At 58.6% G+C, this 18,239-nt stretch carries 21 protein-coding genes; 11 read left to right on the top strand and 10 right to left on the bottom strand.

Features of this window, described 5'->3' with window-relative positions:
* Nucleotides 1-3: 3 nt before the first annotated feature.
* Nucleotides 4-759, bottom strand: a complete 756-nt coding sequence (locus K328_RS0106740) for an NRDE family protein (RefSeq protein ID WP_028465324.1) — start codon at nucleotides 757-759, stop codon at nucleotides 4-6.
* Nucleotides 760-957: 198 nt separating this feature from the next.
* On the opposite strand from K328_RS0106740, the gene K328_RS0106735 reads away from it, so the two are divergent.
* On the top strand, nucleotides 958-1,284 hold the full coding sequence (locus K328_RS0106735; protein WP_028465323.1) for a DUF1476 domain-containing protein: 327 nt from the start codon (nucleotides 958-960) through the stop codon (nucleotides 1,282-1,284).
* 65 nt (nucleotides 1,285-1,349) lie between these two features.
* On the opposite strand, the gene K328_RS26600 is transcribed toward K328_RS0106735, so the two are convergent.
* A complete protein-coding gene (locus K328_RS26600) occupies nucleotides 1,350-1,823 on the bottom strand; it encodes a hypothetical protein (RefSeq protein WP_156901187.1) in 474 nt (157 codons plus the stop codon).
* Nucleotides 1,824-2,134: 311 nt separating this feature from the next.
* Here K328_RS26600 and K328_RS0106730 point away from each other — a divergent pair, with 311 nt between their 5' ends.
* Nucleotides 2,135-2,644: a hypothetical protein gene (locus tag K328_RS0106730; protein ID WP_156901186.1), complete on the top strand. Its 510-nt coding sequence runs from the start codon at nucleotides 2,135-2,137 to the stop codon at nucleotides 2,642-2,644.
* A 108-nt stretch (nucleotides 2,645-2,752) separates the two neighbouring features.
* Here K328_RS0106730 and purB read toward each other — a convergent pair whose 3' ends face one another.
* Nucleotides 2,753-4,051, bottom strand: coding sequence for an adenylosuccinate lyase (gene purB, locus K328_RS0106725; RefSeq protein ID WP_028465321.1), 1,299 nt, complete (start codon nucleotides 4,049-4,051; stop codon nucleotides 2,753-2,755).
* A gap of 154 nt (nucleotides 4,052-4,205) precedes the next feature.
* Between purB and mtnA the strand changes: the two genes are divergently transcribed.
* Genes mtnA through K328_RS0106710 form a run of 3 tightly spaced genes read left to right on the top strand, consistent with a single transcriptional unit; the run spans nucleotide 4,206 to nucleotide 6,262 of the window.
* Nucleotides 4,206-5,315, top strand: coding sequence for an S-methyl-5-thioribose-1-phosphate isomerase (gene mtnA / locus K328_RS0106720; protein ID WP_028465320.1), 1,110 nt, complete (start codon nucleotides 4,206-4,208; stop codon nucleotides 5,313-5,315).
* Complete coding sequence (locus K328_RS0106715) at nucleotides 5,315-5,986, top strand: class II aldolase/adducin family protein (protein ID WP_036553214.1); 672 nt, start codon at nucleotides 5,315-5,317, stop codon at nucleotides 5,984-5,986. The genes mtnA and K328_RS0106715 overlap by 1 nt, the downstream gene beginning before the upstream one ends.
* A 30-nt stretch (nucleotides 5,987-6,016) precedes the next feature.
* Nucleotides 6,017-6,262 (top strand): hypothetical protein, encoded by a 246-nt coding sequence (locus K328_RS0106710; protein WP_028465318.1) that lies wholly within the window; start codon nucleotides 6,017-6,019, stop codon nucleotides 6,260-6,262.
* 443 nt (nucleotides 6,263-6,705) lie between these two features.
* On the opposite strand, the gene K328_RS25665 is transcribed toward K328_RS0106710, so the two are convergent.
* The gene (locus K328_RS25665) at nucleotides 6,706-9,213 is read right to left on the bottom strand and encodes a PAS-domain containing protein (RefSeq protein WP_169721184.1); all 2,508 of its coding nucleotides are present in this window, start codon (nucleotides 9,211-9,213) and stop codon (nucleotides 6,706-6,708) included.
* 95 nt (nucleotides 9,214-9,308) lie between these two features.
* Nucleotides 9,309-10,304: an aminotransferase class IV gene (locus K328_RS22860; protein WP_205620585.1), complete on the bottom strand. Its 996-nt coding sequence runs from the start codon at nucleotides 10,302-10,304 to the stop codon at nucleotides 9,309-9,311.
* A gap of 94 nt (nucleotides 10,305-10,398) precedes the next feature.
* On the opposite strand from K328_RS22860, the gene K328_RS0106690 reads away from it, so the two are divergent.
* The gene (locus K328_RS0106690; RefSeq protein ID WP_028465315.1) at nucleotides 10,399-11,652 is read left to right on the top strand and encodes an MFS transporter; all 1,254 of its coding nucleotides are present in this window, start codon (nucleotides 10,399-10,401) and stop codon (nucleotides 11,650-11,652) included.
* A gap of 79 nt (nucleotides 11,653-11,731) precedes the next feature.
* Here the strand turns inward: K328_RS0106690 and radC are convergent, their stop codons facing one another.
* From radC to sfsA, 3 genes are all read right to left on the bottom strand, one after another.
* Entirely contained in the window at nucleotides 11,732-12,424 is a 693-nt protein-coding gene (radC, locus tag K328_RS0106685) for a RadC family protein (protein ID WP_028465314.1), read from the bottom strand.
* 77 nt (nucleotides 12,425-12,501) lie between these two features.
* On the bottom strand, nucleotides 12,502-13,320 hold the full coding sequence (map, locus tag K328_RS0106680; protein WP_028465313.1) for a type I methionyl aminopeptidase: 819 nt from the start codon (nucleotides 13,318-13,320) through the stop codon (nucleotides 12,502-12,504).
* Nucleotides 13,321-13,427: 107 nt separating this feature from the next.
* Nucleotides 13,428-14,144, bottom strand: coding sequence for a DNA/RNA nuclease SfsA (gene sfsA, locus K328_RS0106675; protein ID WP_028465312.1), 717 nt, complete (start codon nucleotides 14,142-14,144; stop codon nucleotides 13,428-13,430).
* A gap of 69 nt (nucleotides 14,145-14,213) precedes the next feature.
* Here sfsA and K328_RS0106670 point away from each other — a divergent pair, with 69 nt between their 5' ends.
* The 5 genes from K328_RS0106670 (at nucleotide 14,214) to K328_RS0106650 (ending at nucleotide 17,026) form a co-directional block, all read left to right on the top strand.
* Nucleotides 14,214-15,002: a competence/damage-inducible protein A gene (locus K328_RS0106670; protein ID WP_028465311.1), complete on the top strand. Its 789-nt coding sequence runs from the start codon at nucleotides 14,214-14,216 to the stop codon at nucleotides 15,000-15,002.
* Nucleotides 14,992-15,765: an enoyl-CoA hydratase gene (locus tag K328_RS0106665; protein ID WP_051284602.1), complete on the top strand. Its 774-nt coding sequence runs from the start codon at nucleotides 14,992-14,994 to the stop codon at nucleotides 15,763-15,765. Before K328_RS0106670 ends, K328_RS0106665 begins: the two co-directional genes overlap by 11 nt.
* 3 nt (nucleotides 15,766-15,768) lie before the next feature.
* Nucleotides 15,769-16,182, top strand: a complete 414-nt coding sequence (locus K328_RS0106660; protein ID WP_156901185.1) for a hypothetical protein — start codon at nucleotides 15,769-15,771, stop codon at nucleotides 16,180-16,182.
* A 50-nt stretch (nucleotides 16,183-16,232) separates the two neighbouring features.
* The gene (locus tag K328_RS0106655; RefSeq protein WP_028465308.1) at nucleotides 16,233-16,742 is read left to right on the top strand and encodes a hypothetical protein; all 510 of its coding nucleotides are present in this window, start codon (nucleotides 16,233-16,235) and stop codon (nucleotides 16,740-16,742) included.
* A 65-nt stretch (nucleotides 16,743-16,807) separates the two neighbouring features.
* Nucleotides 16,808-17,026, top strand: a complete 219-nt coding sequence (locus K328_RS0106650) for a hypothetical protein (RefSeq protein WP_028465307.1) — start codon at nucleotides 16,808-16,810, stop codon at nucleotides 17,024-17,026.
* Between the two features lie 113 nt (nucleotides 17,027-17,139).
* Here the strand turns inward: K328_RS0106650 and K328_RS0106645 are convergent, their stop codons facing one another.
* Together K328_RS0106645 and K328_RS22855 are read right to left on the bottom strand one after the other, a co-directional pair.
* Nucleotides 17,140-17,445: a hypothetical protein gene (locus K328_RS0106645; RefSeq protein ID WP_028465306.1), complete on the bottom strand. Its 306-nt coding sequence runs from the start codon at nucleotides 17,443-17,445 to the stop codon at nucleotides 17,140-17,142.
* Between the two features lie 52 nt (nucleotides 17,446-17,497).
* Nucleotides 17,498-18,208: an RluA family pseudouridine synthase gene (locus tag K328_RS22855; protein WP_051284601.1), complete on the bottom strand. Its 711-nt coding sequence runs from the start codon at nucleotides 18,206-18,208 to the stop codon at nucleotides 17,498-17,500.
* Between the last annotated feature and the right edge of the window lie 31 nt (nucleotides 18,209-18,239).

The following is an 18,239-nucleotide window of genomic DNA, read 5'->3' as shown; positions in this document are numbered from 1 at the left end:
GGTTTAGCCCGACAGATCGACGGGAGAGAAAGCGGTCTCGTCCGGCGGACCGCCCGCGAAGCGCCAGACCGGATTGCGGCCCGGATCGCTCGGCAAGGCAATCAGGGATGAAGAGACGGTGGCGAATCCCGTGCCGTTATCCAGGTTGATGGCCGAGCCATATTCGCCTGCAGACGCACGTGTCCGATCCGCCAGGAGCTTTTCCCAATCCAGCCAGTCGTCATCGTCGGGTTCAGGTGTTTTTGCGATTCGGAAGCGCGGCAAGGCCCGTCGCACCCGGGGGCTGGCCGGATCATTGACGTCGAAAGCGGTGAAAACCGAGACACCCTCGGGAACTTCGAAGACATCAATTTCGTCGTCTTCCGTTGCTTCGTTGCGGAGCCAGAAAGCCTTTTCCGCATCCGCGATCAGCATGTTGAAACTGCGATAACTGGTGCCGTCCAGCTCGCCAAGCGCCTTGGCGGCAGTCTCGGCCTCCGCATGGTCCAGTGCTTCGAGCACGATTTCGCCACGGCTGCGTTTGCCATCCGCAGGCCCAAGCGAACCCTGGCGGTTCAGGATTCCTGCGGCCAGGCCATGATCGTTGACGCCGAGCCAGGAGCCTCGGCTCAATTCGTCGAGGCCGGCGACGATATGCGATCTGTCGGGCCAGTGGCGGGCTGGTGCCTGCCAGGATCTGGATTGCATTTCATCGCGGTTGGCGGCGATCAGAACCGGCCAGGAATGGCCGGGACGGCGCAGTATAACAAGGGTGCACATGGCCGAGACCCTACGCCGGGTAAGAGATCACTGAAACATTTTTTGACAAGCGTCGGAATTGCGGCAATCTGCCGGTTAACAGAGGATGCTGCGCCTGATAGATTGCGGCCGCATTCAAGATTCTGCGCTATACCGGAGACCGATGAGTCGGCTGGTTTGGTGTTCAGTACGGGAAAGAGACGAAGGGGTATTCGACCGATGTCAGGTTTCGACAAACGCCAAAAGGGCGAAGAAGCAAAATTTGCACACGATTCCGAACTCGAATTCAAGGCAAGCGCCCGGCGCAACAAGTTGCTCGGTCTCTGGGTTGCCGAAGAATTCCTCGGCAAGACCGGCGATGACGCGGCTGCCTATGCCAAGGAAGTCGTTGTGGCCGACATGGAAAAGCCGGGTGTCGACGATGTCGTCGAATTCATTCTGAAGAGCGTCGAAGGCACCGGTGCCGATCTTTCCGAGCACCGCATCCGCCACAAGCTCGAAGAGTTCATGACGGTTGCGCTGGAGCAGCTCAAGACCGAGGGCTGATTGTTGCTAGGCTAAACATCACGAATATATAAACAGCGCCTATTTGGCGCTGTTTTTTCAATGATCTAAAATAAATTATCTTGATCTGCCGTAGCTCCACGTTTCTTTTGATTGTCTGATCCGAGATCAGAAAAATAAGTTACTAGATGCTCTACCGTTAATTTTTCTTTGTTCAGTTTTTTTGCGCTCTCACAATAGGAAATCATTCTATTCAAAATTTCAATAGCCATATCGTTGTTATGTTTTTCTTTTTCTGATCGCACACGGGAAAGTAAAAGTAAGGCTGCGCTGGGCACGTTTATGCTATTGGAGAATGTTTCCAAGTGAACATATTTTAGGTGCTGGTCGTTCTGTAGGACCTTTGTTATAACTTCACGCCGCAGTGACGGTGTGTGCCGCCCTTCATACACATAATTTTCGAGGTGTTTTGACGCTTCGCTTTTGTTCCCGTCGAACTTATACGCAATTAATTCTTCTAAAACGGCCAGAAGAGTGCTCGAGTTCCTTGTCTTTTTCTTGAGTGAGGGAAAATCGCTCATTTTCGCATAAAATTGAGTCTTTTCGATTCGCACCTTAGATACGGTAATAAGTGTATATTGCTATATGAAGGTTAGAAGAGTTTCAATTGACCTTCAACCTTGTGGTTGGCCAACCACTCTGATCCTCCAGAAGTAGCCGTTTTGCGGCGCCACTTGGAGGAGCAAAGAAAGTTTTTCGGCTGACCATGCTTCTTCCAAAATTGTCGTCAGCCGGGAAAAATTTGGATCTCTGCGTGTCTATGAGATTCGAATTTGAGAACGTCGCACAGAGATGCTTGTGGGGCAGCGGTGAAGGATGAGAGGAGGCTATGATGGTTGAGCTAAAAAACTACACCAATTCAGGAGCTTCGCAGGTCGATTTTGGAGATCTAGTCTCTCTGCTGGAGCACTTTCCGATAATTCAAGAGAATCCAATAATTTCGGCTATTGTTTTGGCAAGTTCAATCTATGGGACCGCCCGCCTAGTTCCCGATTTGCTAGACTGGACCGTTTGGTTTCTCAAGAAATTGACTGCCATCCTGATATTCACTGCGGATACTATTCGAAGCGTTTTTCGAGCAATATCGGCGGCTCTAGCGAAGCGCTTTAACCGGTGCCGTTACTCCTTATCTTGCTGGCTATGGCCGAAGCGGGGGAAAACAGACGAGTTCAATAATGGCGACTTAAAAACAGATATGAAATTGGATGAAAGGGTACAAGCTGCTGCGGACGAGGAAGAAATTCATTCTGAGCTGTTAGATGCTCAGGTAGGCGCATGCAAATCAATTTCTATGCCATCGGTACGTAGGGCTGTAGTCATAGAGCCTGTGATAGATGCTTGAAGCCGAGCGGTAGATAAGCTCGATAGATAGTAAGCGAAGGTCATCGGCTATCGATACGAAAACGGCGCCCATGGAGGCGCCGTTTTTTATTGCTCAAGCCGGGAGCATTTAGCTTTCGCCGAAGACCCGGTTGAAGATCGTGTCCACATGCTTGGTGTGGTAACCGAGATCGAACAGGGATTCGAGGGCAGCTGCGTCGAGCAGCGCGGTCACTGCATCGTCAGCCTTCAGCAGGGTCAGGAAGTCCTTGCCCTCCAGCCAGACCGGCATCGCGTTGCGCTGAACAGCCTGATAGGCGTCTTCCCGGCTCATGCCGGCTTGCGTCAGGCCAAGCAGCACGCGCTGGGAGTGGACCAGGCCGCCGAGCTGGTCGAGATTGGCCTGCATGCCTTCCGGATAGATCAGCAGTTTGTCCACCACGCTGGTCAGGCGGGCGAGGGCGAAATCAAGCGTCACGGTGGAGTCCGGGCCGATCATCCGCTCGACGGAGGAGTGGGAGATATCCCGCTCATGCCAGAGCGCGACATTCTCCATCGCCGGGACAACGGCGGAGCGGACCAGACGGGCGAGGCCGGTCAGGTTTTCGGTCAGCACCGGGTTGCGCTTGTGCGGCATGGCCGACGAGCCCTTCTGACCCGGCGAGAAATACTCCTCGGCCTCGCGGACTTCGGTGCGCTGCAGATGCCGGATTTCGGTGGCGAGACGTTCGACCGAGCTGGCGATGACACCGAGGGTCGCGAAGAACATTGCGTGACGGTCGCGCGGGATGACCTGGGTCGATACCGGCTCGGCAACGAGGCCGAGCTTTTCGGCCACATGCTCTTCGACGCGCGGATCGATATTGGCGAAGGTGCCGACAGCGCCGGAAATGGCGCAGGTCGCGATTTCCGCCCGTGCTGCCAGCAGCCGTGTCCGGTTACGGTCGAACTCTGCATAATACCCGGCGAGCTTCACGCCGAAGGTCAGCGGCTCGGCATGGATGCCATGGCTGCGACCGACTGTCGGGGACATCTTGTGCTCGAAGGCGCGGCGCTTGATCGCGGCCAGCAGAGCGTCGAGATCGGCCAACAGCAGATCTGCCGCCTGGGTGAGCTGCACTGCTAGGCAGGTGTCGAGGACGTCCGAGGAGGTCATGCCCTGGTGCACGAAGCGGGCTTCGTCGCCAACATATTCGGCGAGATTGGTCAGGAAGGCGATGACATCGTGCTTGGTCTCGCGCTCGATCTCGTCAATCCGGTCGATGTCGAAATTACCGCGTTCCCAGACAGCCTTGGCGGCTTCCTTCGGGATCACGCCAAGCTCGGCCTGTGCGTCGCAGGCATGCGCCTCGATCTCGAACCAGATGCGGAATTTGTTCTCGGGCTCCCAGATCTTGACCATCTCGGGGCGGGAATAGCGCGGGATCATGTGTATCCTCGGGTGACAGCTGCGTGCGATTAATGCCGGAATGCTTACCTGAATGCGTGATGGCAATCAGGCAGGCGGGGTTTTATCATTGCCGCCGCTTGGAGTCACGCTGCGGGCGGACAGTTAAGAAGACAGCTCAAGAGGGAGCGTACCCATGAAGATCGACGGCAAGCCGCATCGCACGATCTGGCCGGCGCCGGACGGCAACGCGGTCGAGATCATCGACCAGACGAAATTGCCGCACCTTTTCGAGGTCGCCCGGCTGGAGACGCTGAAGGACGCGGCCCATGCGATCAAGGCGATGCTGGTGCGCGGCGCGCCGTTGATCGGGGCAACAGCGGCCTATGGTATGTGGCTGGCCATGCGCGAGGATTCCTCCGACGCGGGTCTGTCGAACGCCTATGACCGGCTCTATGAGACCCGGCCGACGGCGGTTAATCTGCGCTGGGCGCTTGATGCCGCGCGGACAAAGCTCGGCCCGCTGGCGCCGGATGCGCGCGCGGATGCAGCCTTCACGCTGGCGGGCGAAATCTGTGACGAGGACGTGGAGATCAACCGCTCCATCGGGGAGGCAGGTCTCGCGGTGATCAAGGATATCCAGTCCCGCAAGAAGCCGCGCGAGACCATCAACGTGTTGACCCACTGCAATGCGGGCTGGCTGGCGACGGTGGATTGGGGCACCGCGACCGCGCCGATCTATCTGGCGCACGATGCGGGTATTCCGGTTCATGTCTGGGTCGACGAGACCCGGCCGCGCAACCAGGGCGCCAGCCTGACGGCGTGGGAGCTGAGCAATCACGGCGTGCCGCACACGGTGATCGTCGATAATGCGGGCGGGCATTACATGCAGCACGGCATGGTCGATCTGGTGATCACCGGCACCGACCGGACCACGCGGGCCGGTGATGTCTGCAACAAGATCGGCACCTATCTGAAAGCACTGGCCGCCCACGATAACGGCGTGCCGTTCTATGTTGGCCTGCCGTCCCCGACCGTCGACTGGACAATTGTGGACGGCGTGCGCGACATTCCGATCGAGGAGCGCGATTTTCGTGAGGTGACGGAAATCACCGGGCGCCTGGCGGATGGTAAAGTGGTGACGGTGACTATCACGCCGGAAAAGAGCGCGGCAGCGAACCCGGCATTTGATGTCACGCCGGCGCGTCTTGTAACGGGCCTGTTGACCGAACGCGGTCTTGCAGAGCCAAGTGAGGAGGGGCTGCTGCGACTGTTCCCGGAAATGCGTCAGGCTGGCGAGGATTAATGACTGTGAAAATCGGCAAGGCTGAACGCGCGCTGCGGCAGGAAGTCATTGACACCTGTCTGAACATGAACGCGATGGGCCTGAATCAGGGCACTTCCGGCAATGTCAGTGTGCGCTGCGGCGACGATCCCGCGGAAGGCTTCTTCATGACGCCGTCCAGCATCCGTTATGACAGGCTTGCGCCGGAAGACATCGTGCGGATGGATCTGGAAGGGAATGTGGAGGGCAAGCACAAGCCTTCCAGCGAGTGGCGGTTCCATCTCGATATCATGCGGGCCCGTCCGGATGCGGAGGCCATCGTCCATACGCACGGTATGTTCTCGACCACGTTGGCCTGTCTGCATCGCGAGATTCCGGCTTTTCACTACATGATAGCGCTTTTCGGTGGCCCGACGATCCGCTGCGCCCCATATGCGACCTATGGCACTCAGGAGCTGTCCGACCATGCTCTGACGGCGCTGGACGGGCGCAAGGCGTGCCTGCTGGGCAATCATGGTCTTATCGTGCTGGGGCCGAATCTGGAGCGGGGACTTGCACTGACCCAGGAAGCGGAAACTCTCGCTGCGATGTATTGGCGGGCTCTGCAGATCGGTCAGCCGGCGATCCTTCCTGACGAAGAGATCGAAAAGGTTGCGCAAAAATTCGGGGTCACGGGATATGGTGGACGCTGATCCGGGCTTGGAAGAGGAGGGAGCGGTTCAATGATCGGTAAAGGTCTTCTCTGGGCAGCGGCCCGCCGGATTATGCAGAATCCCGAAGTCCAGCAACGGGCGACTGATATTGCCGCGGAAGTTTATACACGGGCGAAGCCTAAACTGGATAATGCCGGACGTCAGATCAGTGAGTCCATGCGGGACGCGGCAGCGGAGCATGATCCGCTGCAGGATCCGGTTGGGTTCGTCAAGTCACTGAAAAATAAAGCATTACCGCCAGAAGATCGAAGCTGATCGATTTGGCTTTGATAGGGTTAGGCGTGTTCTGAGGCTATTAATATAATGCGCATAATTGACATATTTATCTAAAATCCAATATAAATAAGCCATTCACCATGAGGGTGATGGATTATTTGACCGGTTTGCGTCAGAGTACTGACTGGAGACCGGCCTGAGTGATCAGGGTTGGTAATGGCTATTGGTCCGCTAAACAACTTCCCTCTGATACCGGTTCCGACCGGTCAGAGACAGGTTCCGGCGCAGCCCAGCGGCGCCGATGGGCGGCGGAATAGTGCCGAATCCCTGGATCCGGCTACCAGCCGGTTCGCGCAGGAACTGAATGGCGCGGATCAGAACTCGGATCAACGCACCCCACAGCGTCAGAAAGCGATCCCCCTGGAAGAGGTCAGTGCAGACCTGCCCCGCGGATCTATCCTCGATATTACCGTTTAGATTCTCTATGTACCTGTAGATACGCAAGATTCGGCCAAATGCCGGAACAGCGTGTTAGGCTCGAAGGGCTTGGTGACATGGCCGCACATGCCTGCTTTGCGGCATTTCTCGATCTCTTCCGACACGGCGTGCGCGGTCAGCGCGATGACTTTGAGAGTGTGGTGCCTAGGATCGGCCAGAATGAGTCTGGTGGCCTCGTGACCATCCATGATCGGCATTTGCAAGTCCATCAGAACGGCATCGATCCGGGGTGGAGCATCGGACAGCATGATGTCTACAGCCTCTTTGCCGTGCTCGGCTGATGTCACCGTGATGCCGGCACCTTCGAGCAGAACAGTCGCGATTTCTCGATTGATCGCATTGTCCTCCACCAACAAAACCTGAAGGCCGTCACACGCCGCACGCCAGTCTCGTTCTCCACTGATCGGGATGGCACTGTCATCGGTGATCAATGGTAATGGCAGGTCTACATGGAACGTGCTGCCATGGTCTGGCTCGCTCTCGACCCAGACCTCTCCGTTCATCGAATGTGCAAGCTCCCGACAGATGGCAAGCCCGAGACCTGTCCCGCCATACCGGCGCGTTGTCGATGCATCTGCCTGATGGAAGGGAATAAAAATGCGCTCTGCAACACCCTTATCCATACCGATTCCGCTATCGGATACGGAAAACCGGGTTTGACTGATCCCGTTCTTTTCAGGCTCGGATGTCACGGTCAGCTGTACATAGCCGGTATCGGTGAACTTCACGGCGTTGCTGCAATAATTGGTCAGGATCTGGCCGATATGAAACGGATCTCCCAGGAACTGCATGTTTTCGGTTCCATTCGGGATCACTTCAAAGGCAAGCCCTTTCTCCTCGGCGCGCGTTTCGGCAATTGAAACAACGCTATCCAGAACATCGCTCAGTCTGAAGGGGATTTCCTCTATGTCGAGCTGACCCGCTTCGATTTTCGCGAAATCAAGGACGTCATTCACGACGCTGAGCAGGGCATTTGACGAGGAGCGGGCCTTGGCGACGATGTCTGCCTGTCTTTCAGTCAGCTCTGTCTCTGCCAGAATGCGGTTCAGGCCGATCACGCCATTCAGTGGAGTCCGGATTTCATGGCTCATGCGGGCAAGAAAATCGGATTTCGCCTTGTCGGCAAGTTCGGCGCGGCTCTTTGCTTTCCGCATTTCAGCTTCTGCGCGCTCCGTTTCTCGCAATTGAGCATTCAGCTCGGACGTTCTTTCTTCGACCCGCGTTTCCAGCTCTTCGTTGGTCGACCGCAGCAGTGCCTCAAGCCGCTTTTCGTCAGTGACATCCCGGTAAGTCGCCACAAAACCGTTTTCGATAGGACGGCGGTTTACTTCGATAATTGTTCCGTCTTTGCGTTGCCGGATCGAGGTGTAGGAATTGGGACCAGCTGCGGCGGTGGCGTGCCGTTCGACAATCTCTTCGATGTCGCCTTCGCCGAATTCACCCATCCCGGCCTGGTATCGCAGGAACTCGGTAAAGTGACGGCCGGGTTGGTTAAAATGATGCGGTACGGCCATCAGATTGAACGCCTGCGGATTTGCAACCACCAGATTCAGATCCCTGTCGAACAGGGAGATACCGTAATCCAAAGTTTCCAGGATGGTTTCGAGAGCCGAGGTTTTTTCGACCAGTTCATCGTTGTTTGCCCGCAAGAGGGCTTCCAGTTGTTTCTGCTCGGTTACATCGACATAGGTGGCCACGAACCCGTTCTCTACAGGACGGCTCCAAATCTCGTAGATCTTCCCGTTTGACTGCTCTCGGGTGTAACGGAGGTGGTCGAACTGTTTGGCAAGGTCGACCCGCTCCTGCACCTGTTCCTCTATATTGCCCGGGCCATATTCGCCGCGCTCGGCCAAGACCCGGGCCAGAGCTCCGAACGGTGTTCCAGGCCGGTTCAATTCCTGGGGGATACGCATCATGTCGAAGGCCAGACGGTTCGCGGCAACCAGGCGCAGGTCGCGATCGAACAATGTGATGCCGTAGTTAACCGCTTCGAGGGTGGTTTCGAGCGCTTCGGTCTGGGCTGAGAGATCTTTCTCTCGTTTCTGAAGCTGCGCTGTGCGCTCCAGAACCAGCTCGTCCAGGCGCTCGTTCGATTGCTCAAGCGCCTTTTGGGATTTCCGCAGCTCTGTAATGTCATCGTAGGTGGTTACAAAGCCGCCACCGTCGACGGGAGTACGGGTGATGCGCAGGATCGTTCCATCCGGCCGCTCGGGCTCAAAGCTGTGTGCTTCTGCCTGACGCACCATTGCGAGCCGTTCATTCACGAGGTCTTCGACTCGCCCGGGACCGTACTCACCGCGCTCCGCATTAATCCTGAAAAACGCGGCAATCGGTGTACCCGGAATGCCCAGATCGTGTGGAAATCCAAGCATATCCAGATAACGCCGGTTACAGACGACCAGGTTGAGGTCCTGGTCGAAGTAAGTGAGACCCTGGCTCACATTTTCGATCACGGACGAAAACATGTCCTGGTCCGTAATGTTTGGTTTCATGGCGATGGCCGGGTCTTTCATCAAGATGACGCTTTGTCAGTCAAAGTGGAATATACAGAGAGTATATTAATACTTGGTTGCCCAAGCCCGGGCACTTAAGCGGCATATTCTTCAATGCGCGCTGCGTAGTGGGTTTGCAGTTCACTGGTCATTGGTCCGGGAAACCCGCCGGAGCCGACCGGTTTGCCATCGATCTCTGCGACGGGTGTAAGGCCACCAAAGGAGCCGGTCAGAAAGGCCTCGTCGGCACCATGGCAATCCACCAGCGAGAAGTTCTTTGCAAAGACGGGGATATCGTTTTGCCGGCACAGGTTGATGACCTTCTGCCGGGTGACGCCGTTCATGCAATAGTCTCCGGTCGAGGTCCAGACCTCGCCGCGTCGGACGATGAAGAAATTGCAGGCGTTCGTCGTGTTGACGAAGCCGTGCGGGTCCAGCATCAGCCCTTCATCGGCGCCAGCCTGTTCGGCCTGCAGGCAGGCGATGACGCAATTCAGCTTCGAATGTGAATTCAGTTTCGGGTCCTGGGAGTGCGGCAGTCCTCTGACTTGGGGAACAGTGGCCAGCCGGATTCCGCGCTGGTGCAAGGCACTGGCGGGTTTCGAATGCTCCAGGATGATCACGATTGTCGGCCCGCTGCGGGAGAGGGAGGGATGCTGGAATGGCCGCGCCTTGATCTCGCGTGTGATCATCAGGCGGCAATGCACGTCAGTCTGCATTTGATTGGCCGCCACGGTTGCATCCATGGCGGCGCGGATGCCGGCGCGGTCCATGCCGATATCGAGGGAGACCGCCTTGCAGCTTTCGAAAAGCCGGTCCATGTGCTCTTCGAAGAACACCCATTTGCCATTGTGCAGCCGCATTCCCTCCCACATGCCATCACCCAGCATGAAGCCGGAATCGTAAACGGAAACAACAGCATGGGCGCGCGGAGCCAGATCTCCGTTTATGTATATCTTGATGTCCTGGTTACGCGGGTCGTCTTCTGCATCGTGCGTGGTCTTGCGTTCATCCGAGCCGTTGTTATGCATGAAATCCTCGTATCCGATGTTGCCGGGAGGAAGTGTGTCGTGCTGACGGACTGATGACAATTCAATGCGGCTGTCCTGCTATGCGGATGATTGACCATGACCATGGCGTCATGTCACTGACATCGGCGAAAGTCTCGTTTACGGAGTCTGCCGCGTGACCGCCGAAGCCAAGTCTCCTGCTTTTTCTCCTTCCCGCGCGCTGCTGCTTGCCGGCTGGCTGTTTGCCTCGGTATTCTTCCTCTACGCCTTCGTGCTCCGGGTATCGCCGTCCGTCATGGTCGATGACCTGATGCGTGAATTCGCGGTTGGCGGTGCGATTCTGGGTAATCTCTCCGCCGTCTATTTTTACGTCTATGCAGGCATCCAGATCCCGATCGGTGTCGCTATTGACCGGCTCGGCGCACGCCGCCTTGCGACCGGAGCCGCGGCGATCTGTACTATCGGCGTTCTGGTGTTTGCCGGGGCCGATACGCTCTGGATGGCATATTTCGGACGGTTTCTGATCGGCCTCGGCTGCGCGTGCAGCTTTGTCGCCGCTTTGTCGGTGGCGGCCATCTGGTTTCCGGGACGTTTTGCCCTGTTGGGTGGCCTCGCGCAGATGCTTGGCGTGCTTGGCGGCGTATTGGGGCAGGGGCCGTTCGGCTATGCGGTGGAGCAGATCGGCTGGCGCGAGACGAACTGGTGGGTCGCGATGGGCGGTGTCGTTCTGACAATTTGCCTGTTCCTCACGGTCCGGGACAAACCCTCTGGCGGAACGGAACCGTCCCGGCCGCTTCTGGAAGGTGTGAAACGCGCGCTCAGCAACTCCCAGACCTGGTTGGCGGCAGCATTCGGCGTGGGCATGACCGGCTCCATGCTGGCATTCGGCGGCCTATGGGGCGTGCCGTTCTTCATGGAAGCGCGCGGTCTGGCGAAACCCGAGGCCGCGGCGTTGGCGTCTGTCATGTTTTTCGGCTGGGGTGTCGGCGCTCCGCTCAGCGGCTGGCTCTCCGACAAACTCGGCAAGCGGCGCCCATTCATGGTGCTGGGAGGCCTGCTGGCAACGGCAGGCATCACACTGACCATCCTGTTTCCGGCGATGCCGCTGCCGTTGCTGCAGGCGGTTCTGGTGATGCAGGGCTTCGGCTCTTCCACCATGGTGTTGAGCTTCGCCGTGGCACGGGAGCACAATCCGCCATGGGCTAACAGCGCGACGCTCGGCATCATCAACAGTTTCGTGGTTGGCAGCGGTGCGGTGCTACAGCCAGCCATCGGCTATCTGCTTGATCTCGGCTGGGACGGCCGCTTGGTCGACGGGGCCCGGGTCTATTCCCTCGATACGTTCGGCTTCGCTCTACAGGTGCTGCCGTGGTGTTGCCTTGCGGGAGTGGTGGCGGCCTGCTTCATCCGGGAAGTCAGGGACCGATGACATCGGTCGCGGCCGCCCTGACGGCAGTTCCATGAACGTCCGATAAGCGAAGAATGGGCCTTTGCTGACCCTCATTCCCTCATATCAGGCCTTGCGCCTTGAAACTGGTATGCGCGGCCCGGCCGACGATGATGTGGTCGTGCAGCACAATGCCGAGCGCTGACGCTGCCCGCTGGATCTGGCCGGTCATGTCGATATCGGCCTTGGACGGCGTGGTGTCGCCACTCGGATGGTTATGCACAAGGATCAGCGCAGTCGCTCCGAGATCGAGCGCGCGTGCCACCACCTCGCGGGGATAGACCGGCGTGTGATCGACTGTGCCTTCCTGCTGCACCTCGTCGGCGATAATCCGGTTTTTCTTGTCGAGGAAGAGCACACGAAACTGTTCGCGTTTCGAGAATCCCATCGCCGCCCGGCAATAGGCAATCAGCTGATCCCAGGAGGAGACGACGGCGCGTTCCTGGACCTCCTCCCGCATCAGCCTCACAGCGGCGGCACGGATACTTGTGAGGGCAATCGCCGTGCTCTCCCCGACGCCGCGGACCTTCATCAGGTCTTCCGCCGGCGCGGAGATGGTTTCGGCAAAGCTGCCAAACCGTTCCAGCAGGGACTTGGCGAGAGGCTTTACATCCCCGCGCGGCCGGGACTGAAACAGCACCAGCTCTAGCAGCTCATAATCCGCGATAGTGTCCGGGCCGGATTTCAGAAAACGTTCCCGGAGCCGGCGCCGGTGTCCGGAATTGAAGTCCGGACTCACTAGGTCCCGTGGCACGAATGAAGCCTCCCCTTCGATCACTCACTGAAATGATCATGGAAGGGGCGGGTGTGTTTTTTCGGCCGGTAGGGAGATCAGTCCGCGTAGGGCGGCTTGGTATAGCCCTTGGGGGACTCCGTGAAGATTTCGCAGCCGTCTGCCGTCACACCGATCGAATGCTCGAACTGGGCGGAGAGGGAACGGTCGCGGGTCACGGCTGTCCAGCCGTCCGGCAGAATCTTCACGGCGTATTTGCCGTCATTGATCATCGGCTCGATGGTGAAGAACATGCCTTCCTGCAGGATCGGGCCGGTGCCTTTCTCGCCGTAATGCAGCACGCTCGGCGCAGCATGGAAGGTCCGGCCGAGGCCATGGCCGCAGAAATCGCGCACCACGGAGCAGCGTTCGCCCTCGGCATAGGTCTGGATCGCGTAACCAATGTCGCCGAGCGTTGCACCCGGCTTCACCACGGCAATGCCGCGCATCAGGCTTTCGTAGGTTATGTCCATCAGCCGGCGCGCCTTCACGCCGACCTTGCCGACGCCGTACATCCGGCTGGTGTCGCCGTGCCAGCCATTCAGGATAACGGTGACGTCGATGTTGAGGATATCGCCGTTTTCCAGTTTCCGGGGGCCGGGAATGCCATGACAGACAACATGATTGATCGAGGTGCAGATCGACTTCGGAAAGCCCTTGTAGCCAAGCGGTGCCGGGGTCGCGCCATGCTCCAGAATGAAGTCGTGGGAGAGCTGGTCCAGCTCCTCGGTGGTCACACCCGGTTTGACATGTGGCGTGATGAAATCGAGCGTTTCCGCAGCCAGGCGTCCGGCCAGGCGCATGCCCTGAAAGTCGAGCGGGCCGTGCAGCTTGATGGCGCGGTAATTCTCATCCTGGGCGAGTGAAGGATCTTGCATGCTGTTCCAAAGTGCGCGGCGCGGGCCGGGCAATGTCAGTAAATGTGTCTGCCATAAATGCGACCCGAGGGCGCGAGCGTCAAGTCAATCCGGCCCGGAAAACGCCGTCAGGGCCAGACAATGGGAAGTTGGCGGCGGACTGAAATAGCCTCGGTGGTGATTGACGTGTCGTAGCAGATCGCCTCGACACCGGCCTTGCGCGCGACCCGCAATGCCTCGGCATAGCCGGGGTCGATATCCTCGGCGATGCAGAACCGGTCGCAGTCCATGCGCTGCACCAGATAGACCATGATAGCTCTATTCCCCCTGGCGACTTCGTTGCCGAGTTCGACCAGATGTTTGGCTCCGCGCTTGGTGACGGCGTCCGGAAACTCGGCGGCGCCGGGGTTCGGGCCATCGTCGCGCTTCAGGTGAACGTTCTTCACTTCGGCGTAGCAAATGCCCTTCGCGGGATCCTCGAGATAGAGGTCGATCCGGGAATTTTCGCCATACTTCACTTCGCGCCGGAGGCTTTCGTATCCGGAGAGTTCGGTGATGGTGCCGTCCCGCACAGCTTCCTCGACGATGGCGTTCGGATGGCCGGTGTTGATACCGACAAGGCCGCCGGACGTCTCGATAAGCTCGAAAGTATAGGCGAGCTTGCGTTTCGGATTGTCCGATTTGGAGAGCCAGACCCGGGAGCCTGGGTCCTTCAGGCCGATCATGCCACCCGGATTGGGACAGTGGGCCGTCACCTCCGTTCCGTCCAGCAGCCGGACATCGGCGAGAAAGCGCTTGTAGCGCTGGATCAGGGTGCCTTCATACAGCGGCGACGGAAGTTGCATAGGGGCGTCCGTTGTTCCATGTTTCCGGGGCTCTATTTTCCTTTTCCGTCATAGCAATCCCGGTCGATCATGTCAGACGAAACCGTCACTGCCGCCTTCCTTATCATCGGTAACGAAATCCTGTCCGGACGCACTAAGGACAAGAACCTTGGTTTCCTTGCCGAGAAGCTGACCGAAACCGGTATCCGGCTTTCCGAAGTCCGGGTGGTGCGGGACGAGGAGGGCGAAATCGTCTCGGCGGCCCGGGCGCTCTCGGAGGCCTATACCTATGTCTTCACCTCCGGCGGGATCGGCCCGACCCATGATGACATCACCTGCGCCTCTATCGCCGCAGCCTTCAACAAGCCGGTGATCCGTAATCCTGAAGCGATGCGGCGGATGGCGGTGCATTACGAAACCATCGGCCGGGAATTCAACGAGGCCCGGAAGAAGATGGCGGAGACTCCGGAAGGGGCGACGCTGATCGATAATGTTGTCTCGGTCGCGCCGGGCTTCATCATCGGCAACGTGCATGTCATGGCCGGCGTGCCGAGCGTGTTCCAGGCGATGGTGCTGGAACTCCTGCCGATCTTGAAGCACGGCACCAAGATGAAATCCCGCTCCGTCAGCTGCACAATCGGGGAGGGTACGGTCGCTGCTCCGCTTGGTGCGATCCAGGACCGCTTCCCTGACGTGGAGATTGGCAGTTACCCCTATTACCGGGCTGGCGGGTTCGGCACCACGCTGGTAGCGCGCGGCACGGACGAGGCTGCGCTGGAGGAAGTCGCCGACGCAATCCGGCAAATGATCAGAGAGTTTGGCGGCGAGCCGTTTGATGCGCGCCCGGAAGACAGTGGGGAGACAGAGAATGCCGGTTGAAATCGGTCGCAAGGAACTGGGCACAGGGATTGTTGTCACCATCACCTGGGACAACAGTCAGAAACTCAACATCGTCAATTCGGCGGCGATTGAGGAGCTGACTGCCGCTGTCACCGGGCTTGACGACGACGATACCATTCGTGCCGTGATCCTGCGCGGTGCCGGGCATAAGGCCTTCATCGGCGGCGCCGATATCAACGAGATGGCGGCCTGCGACGCAGACAGTGCGGAAGCTTTCATTTCCGGCCTGCACGGCCTGATGAAGGCGATCCGAGAATGCCGCGTGCCGGTGATCGCCGCCATTGACGGCTACTGCCTCGGTGCAGGCATGGAAGTCGCGGCGGCCTGCGATATCCGGATTGCCGGAGAGAATGCCAAGTTCGGTATGCCGGAAGTCAAGGTCGGCATTCCGTCGGTTATCGAGGCGGCCCTGTTGCCGCGGCTGATCGGCTGGGGAAAAGCCTCCTATTTGATCTATACCGGTGCCACGATTGATCTCCGGACGGCCCGCGATTGGGGCTTTGTCGAGCGCATGGTGACGTCTGACTCGCTGTTCGAGATCGCGGAGGATATGGCGACGGAAATTGCTAAGGCCGGCCCGGCGGCGATCCGCATCCAGAAGCAGCTGTTGAAGGTGTGGGAAGAGGAGCCGCTGGAAGAAGCCATTGAGGCCGGTATCGAAGCCTTTGCCGCCGCCTACGAGACTGGCGAGCCGCAGGCCATGATGCAGGCCTTCCTGGCCAAGAAGAAGGGCGCGGCCTGAGCCATGGCACGGGTGCGGAGAGCGGCGTTCTTGCTCTGCCTCACGCTTGCCGTGGTGGCCCGTGCCTCTCATTCAGCGGCATCGCAGGTCGAGGGTGTCTGGGGTATCGCCGGGCCGGACGGGCGGGCGAAATGCAGCGGCACGGCGGTGATGGTATTTCATCAGGGGATTTATGTGCGCGCCCTGCCGAAGCACGGCACGCTCTCCGGCGACCGGGTCCTGAAGATGGGGCGCTCGACCTACCGGATATCCGGTGACCGGGTTGAAGTCGATCAGGTTCTGACCTGGTCCGCGCCGGAGCCTCGGCGGACCTACCTGATCAAGCGTGGCGGAGAGCCGGAGCTGATCCGGGAGGGAGAGACGCAAATAATCCTGAAACGCTGTCCGTCATTAGACCCTAAACAGTTGATTCAATAATGAACGGAAGCGCATAATTCGCTAAGCCAGACTGGCTGGAGGGATCTTCCATGGCTGATGGACTGTCCAGAGCGGACCCACAGGACCCGAAACGCGTGCGGCGAGCGGCTGCGCATCATGACACTCATCCGGACATCGATTCCGATACCCGGCAGGAGTTTCTTGCCCTCTATACCGACGCCTCGGAGAACATACGTTTCGCCAAGGCACAGCAATGGCACACGCTGATCTACTTTTCGGCGCTATGCGTCGGTGTGGTGGCGGTCGGTGTCTGGCTCCGCTGGGGCGATGTCAGCCTGATCAAGTTCCTGTTCTACCTTGTCTGGCTTTTCAGTCTGGCGACTGTCGGCACGATCCTGATGCTGCAGAGCTGGCAAGGCTCCGAAGCCAAGAAACAGGCTTTCATGCGTGCCCATCTGGGGGAGCTGACCCGCACCGCAATGGCGCAGAAATCGCGATTCACCAGCGATGTGCATCGCTACATCATGCTCGGCTTCATGTTGCTCTATGTGGAAATGGCGACTTTTGCCGTCTCCCGGATGCTCTGGCCGCATTTTTAGTTAACAGCACTGGGCACGCTTCTTGCTGGAGATGATTGCGTATCATCCAGCAAAGGAACGTAATCGTGAAAGCTGTTACCTACAGAGATTCGGCTCCCGGCATCGTAAGCTCGCCGTCTGCGGCGAAGGGATGGGAAAAGCTTGATCTGATCAAGCTTTTCGAGGGGGATTTCCGGATGTATCCGACTGGCCTCTATAGTAGCCGGATCGCGGCAGCCTTTGCCGGGGCGGAAGAAACTTCCCAGCCGAACGAGGGAACCGGAACCAAGGACGAGGCCGCCTGAGCCGGTTTTCTCAGATCGTTCTGACAGTTGGCATTGAAAGCAAAATAAAAGGGCGCCGACAGGCGCCCCATACTCTGAGACCCAAGTCCGGGTCCCTAAAAGATTTGCGAGCCCTAGCTGACGCCGCGTGCCGCTTCCTCAAGCAGCGCCGGGTTGCTGACGATCCCGGTGTCACTCGGCAGGTTGGCAAGTTGTTCGGCAATGCTTCCGGCAAGCGCGAGCGCATCTTCGCTGGAAAGATTATCGTTCACGCTCTCGCCAAGCTCAGACGCTTTCTGACTTTCACCGGGTACGGATACGGACACGGCACCCGCCGTTCCCTGGGGCTGACCCGGGGCCTGCGGACCGTCGTTGCGCTGGACAGGCTTGGCCTGCGTGCTCGCGATACTCTGGGAGGCAACGGTGCTTTTGATGTCCATGGATCTTTTCCCTCGGCTTTGAGCCTGATGAGCCACCATATCCGCCACGACCTTATTTGTCACCCCGGCCCGGTTCCATATCCAGACCTGTTCTGAGGCGTTCCAGATAGGGAGCCATATGGGGCGGCGGCGGTGCTTCCGCATAGACCGGTGGTTTGCTCTGTTGCATCGGCAGGCGCAGAGCCCGGGAGTGGAGTTGCAGAGGCTCTTCTCCATCCTGCGCCGTGCCATAGAGCGGATCTCCGACGATCGGGCAGCCGATGGCGGCGAGATGGACGCGGATCTGGTGTGTCCGGCCGGTGCGCGGGAAGCATTCGATGAAGCTCATACCGTCCGCAGCGCTCACGACCCGATAGTCGGTGACGCTCTCCTGGCCGTCTTTCCGATCCACCACCATGCGCCAGCCCTTGTCCTTGCTGCTGACTTTTCGCAGCGGCAGTTCAATGCGGCCGTCCGGCTCTTTTGGAGCTCCGTGAGTGATTGCCCAGTAGGTTTTCTCGACAAGGCCTTCACGGAACAGTTTTCCAAGCTTCTTCAATCCTTTTGGATTGCGCCCAAGGGCCAGACAGCCGCTCGTGTCGCGGTCCAGCCGGTGTCCGAGTGCCGGTGTATGCTGGATGCCATATGTCAGATGCTTGAAATAGGCTTCGAGATTGTCCCCGCTGCCGGGACCCTCATGAACGGGTAGTCCGGCAGGCTTGTCGATGACCAGGATCAGTCCGTCCCGATGCAGCACCCGGTCGCGGATTTCCTCAGGGGTCATGGAGTAGCCTTTCAAATGAAAACGGCCCCGC

This window comes from Nisaea denitrificans DSM 18348 (assembly GCF_000426505.1).
GTDB classification, from domain to species: Bacteria; Pseudomonadota; Alphaproteobacteria; order Thalassobaculales; family Thalassobaculaceae; genus Nisaea; species Nisaea denitrificans.
This window is presented reverse-complemented; position numbering and strand designations above follow the sequence as displayed.

Excerpts from the sequence above, each read along its gene's own strand:
- K328_RS0106740 (WP_028465324.1), bottom strand. The coding sequence starts at position 759 with ATGTGCACCCTTGTTATACTGCGCCGTCCCGGCCATTCCTGGCCGGTT.
- K328_RS0106735 (WP_028465323.1), top strand. The coding sequence starts at position 958 with ATGTCAGGTTTCGACAAACGCCAAAAGGGCGAAGAAGCAAAATTTGCA.
- K328_RS26600 (WP_156901187.1), bottom strand. The coding sequence starts at position 1,823 with ATGAGCGATTTTCCCTCACTCAAGAAAAAGACAAGGAACTCGAGCACT.
- K328_RS0106730 (WP_156901186.1), top strand. The coding sequence starts at position 2,135 with ATGGTTGAGCTAAAAAACTACACCAATTCAGGAGCTTCGCAGGTCGAT.
- purB (WP_028465321.1), bottom strand. The coding sequence starts at position 4,051 with ATGATCCCGCGCTATTCCCGCCCCGAGATGGTCAAGATCTGGGAGCCC.
- mtnA (WP_028465320.1), top strand. The coding sequence starts at position 4,206 with ATGAAGATCGACGGCAAGCCGCATCGCACGATCTGGCCGGCGCCGGAC.
- K328_RS0106715 (WP_036553214.1), top strand. The coding sequence starts at position 5,315 with ATGACTGTGAAAATCGGCAAGGCTGAACGCGCGCTGCGGCAGGAAGTC.
- K328_RS0106710 (WP_028465318.1), top strand. The coding sequence starts at position 6,017 with ATGATCGGTAAAGGTCTTCTCTGGGCAGCGGCCCGCCGGATTATGCAG.
- K328_RS25665 (WP_169721184.1), bottom strand. The coding sequence starts at position 9,213 with ATGAAACCAAACATTACGGACCAGGACATGTTTTCGTCCGTGATCGAA.
- map (WP_028465313.1), bottom strand. The coding sequence starts at position 13,320 with ATGCAAGATCCTTCACTCGCCCAGGATGAGAATTACCGCGCCATCAAG.
- sfsA (WP_028465312.1), bottom strand. The coding sequence starts at position 14,144 with ATGCAACTTCCGTCGCCGCTGTATGAAGGCACCCTGATCCAGCGCTAC.
- K328_RS0106670 (WP_028465311.1), top strand. The coding sequence starts at position 14,214 with ATGTCAGACGAAACCGTCACTGCCGCCTTCCTTATCATCGGTAACGAA.
- K328_RS0106665 (WP_051284602.1), top strand. The coding sequence starts at position 14,992 with ATGCCGGTTGAAATCGGTCGCAAGGAACTGGGCACAGGGATTGTTGTC.
- K328_RS0106660 (WP_156901185.1), top strand. The coding sequence starts at position 15,769 with ATGGCACGGGTGCGGAGAGCGGCGTTCTTGCTCTGCCTCACGCTTGCC.
- K328_RS0106655 (WP_028465308.1), top strand. The coding sequence starts at position 16,233 with ATGGCTGATGGACTGTCCAGAGCGGACCCACAGGACCCGAAACGCGTG.
- K328_RS0106645 (WP_028465306.1), bottom strand. The coding sequence starts at position 17,445 with ATGGACATCAAAAGCACCGTTGCCTCCCAGAGTATCGCGAGCACGCAG.
- K328_RS22855 (WP_051284601.1), bottom strand. The coding sequence starts at position 18,208 with ATGACCCCTGAGGAAATCCGCGACCGGGTGCTGCATCGGGACGGACTG.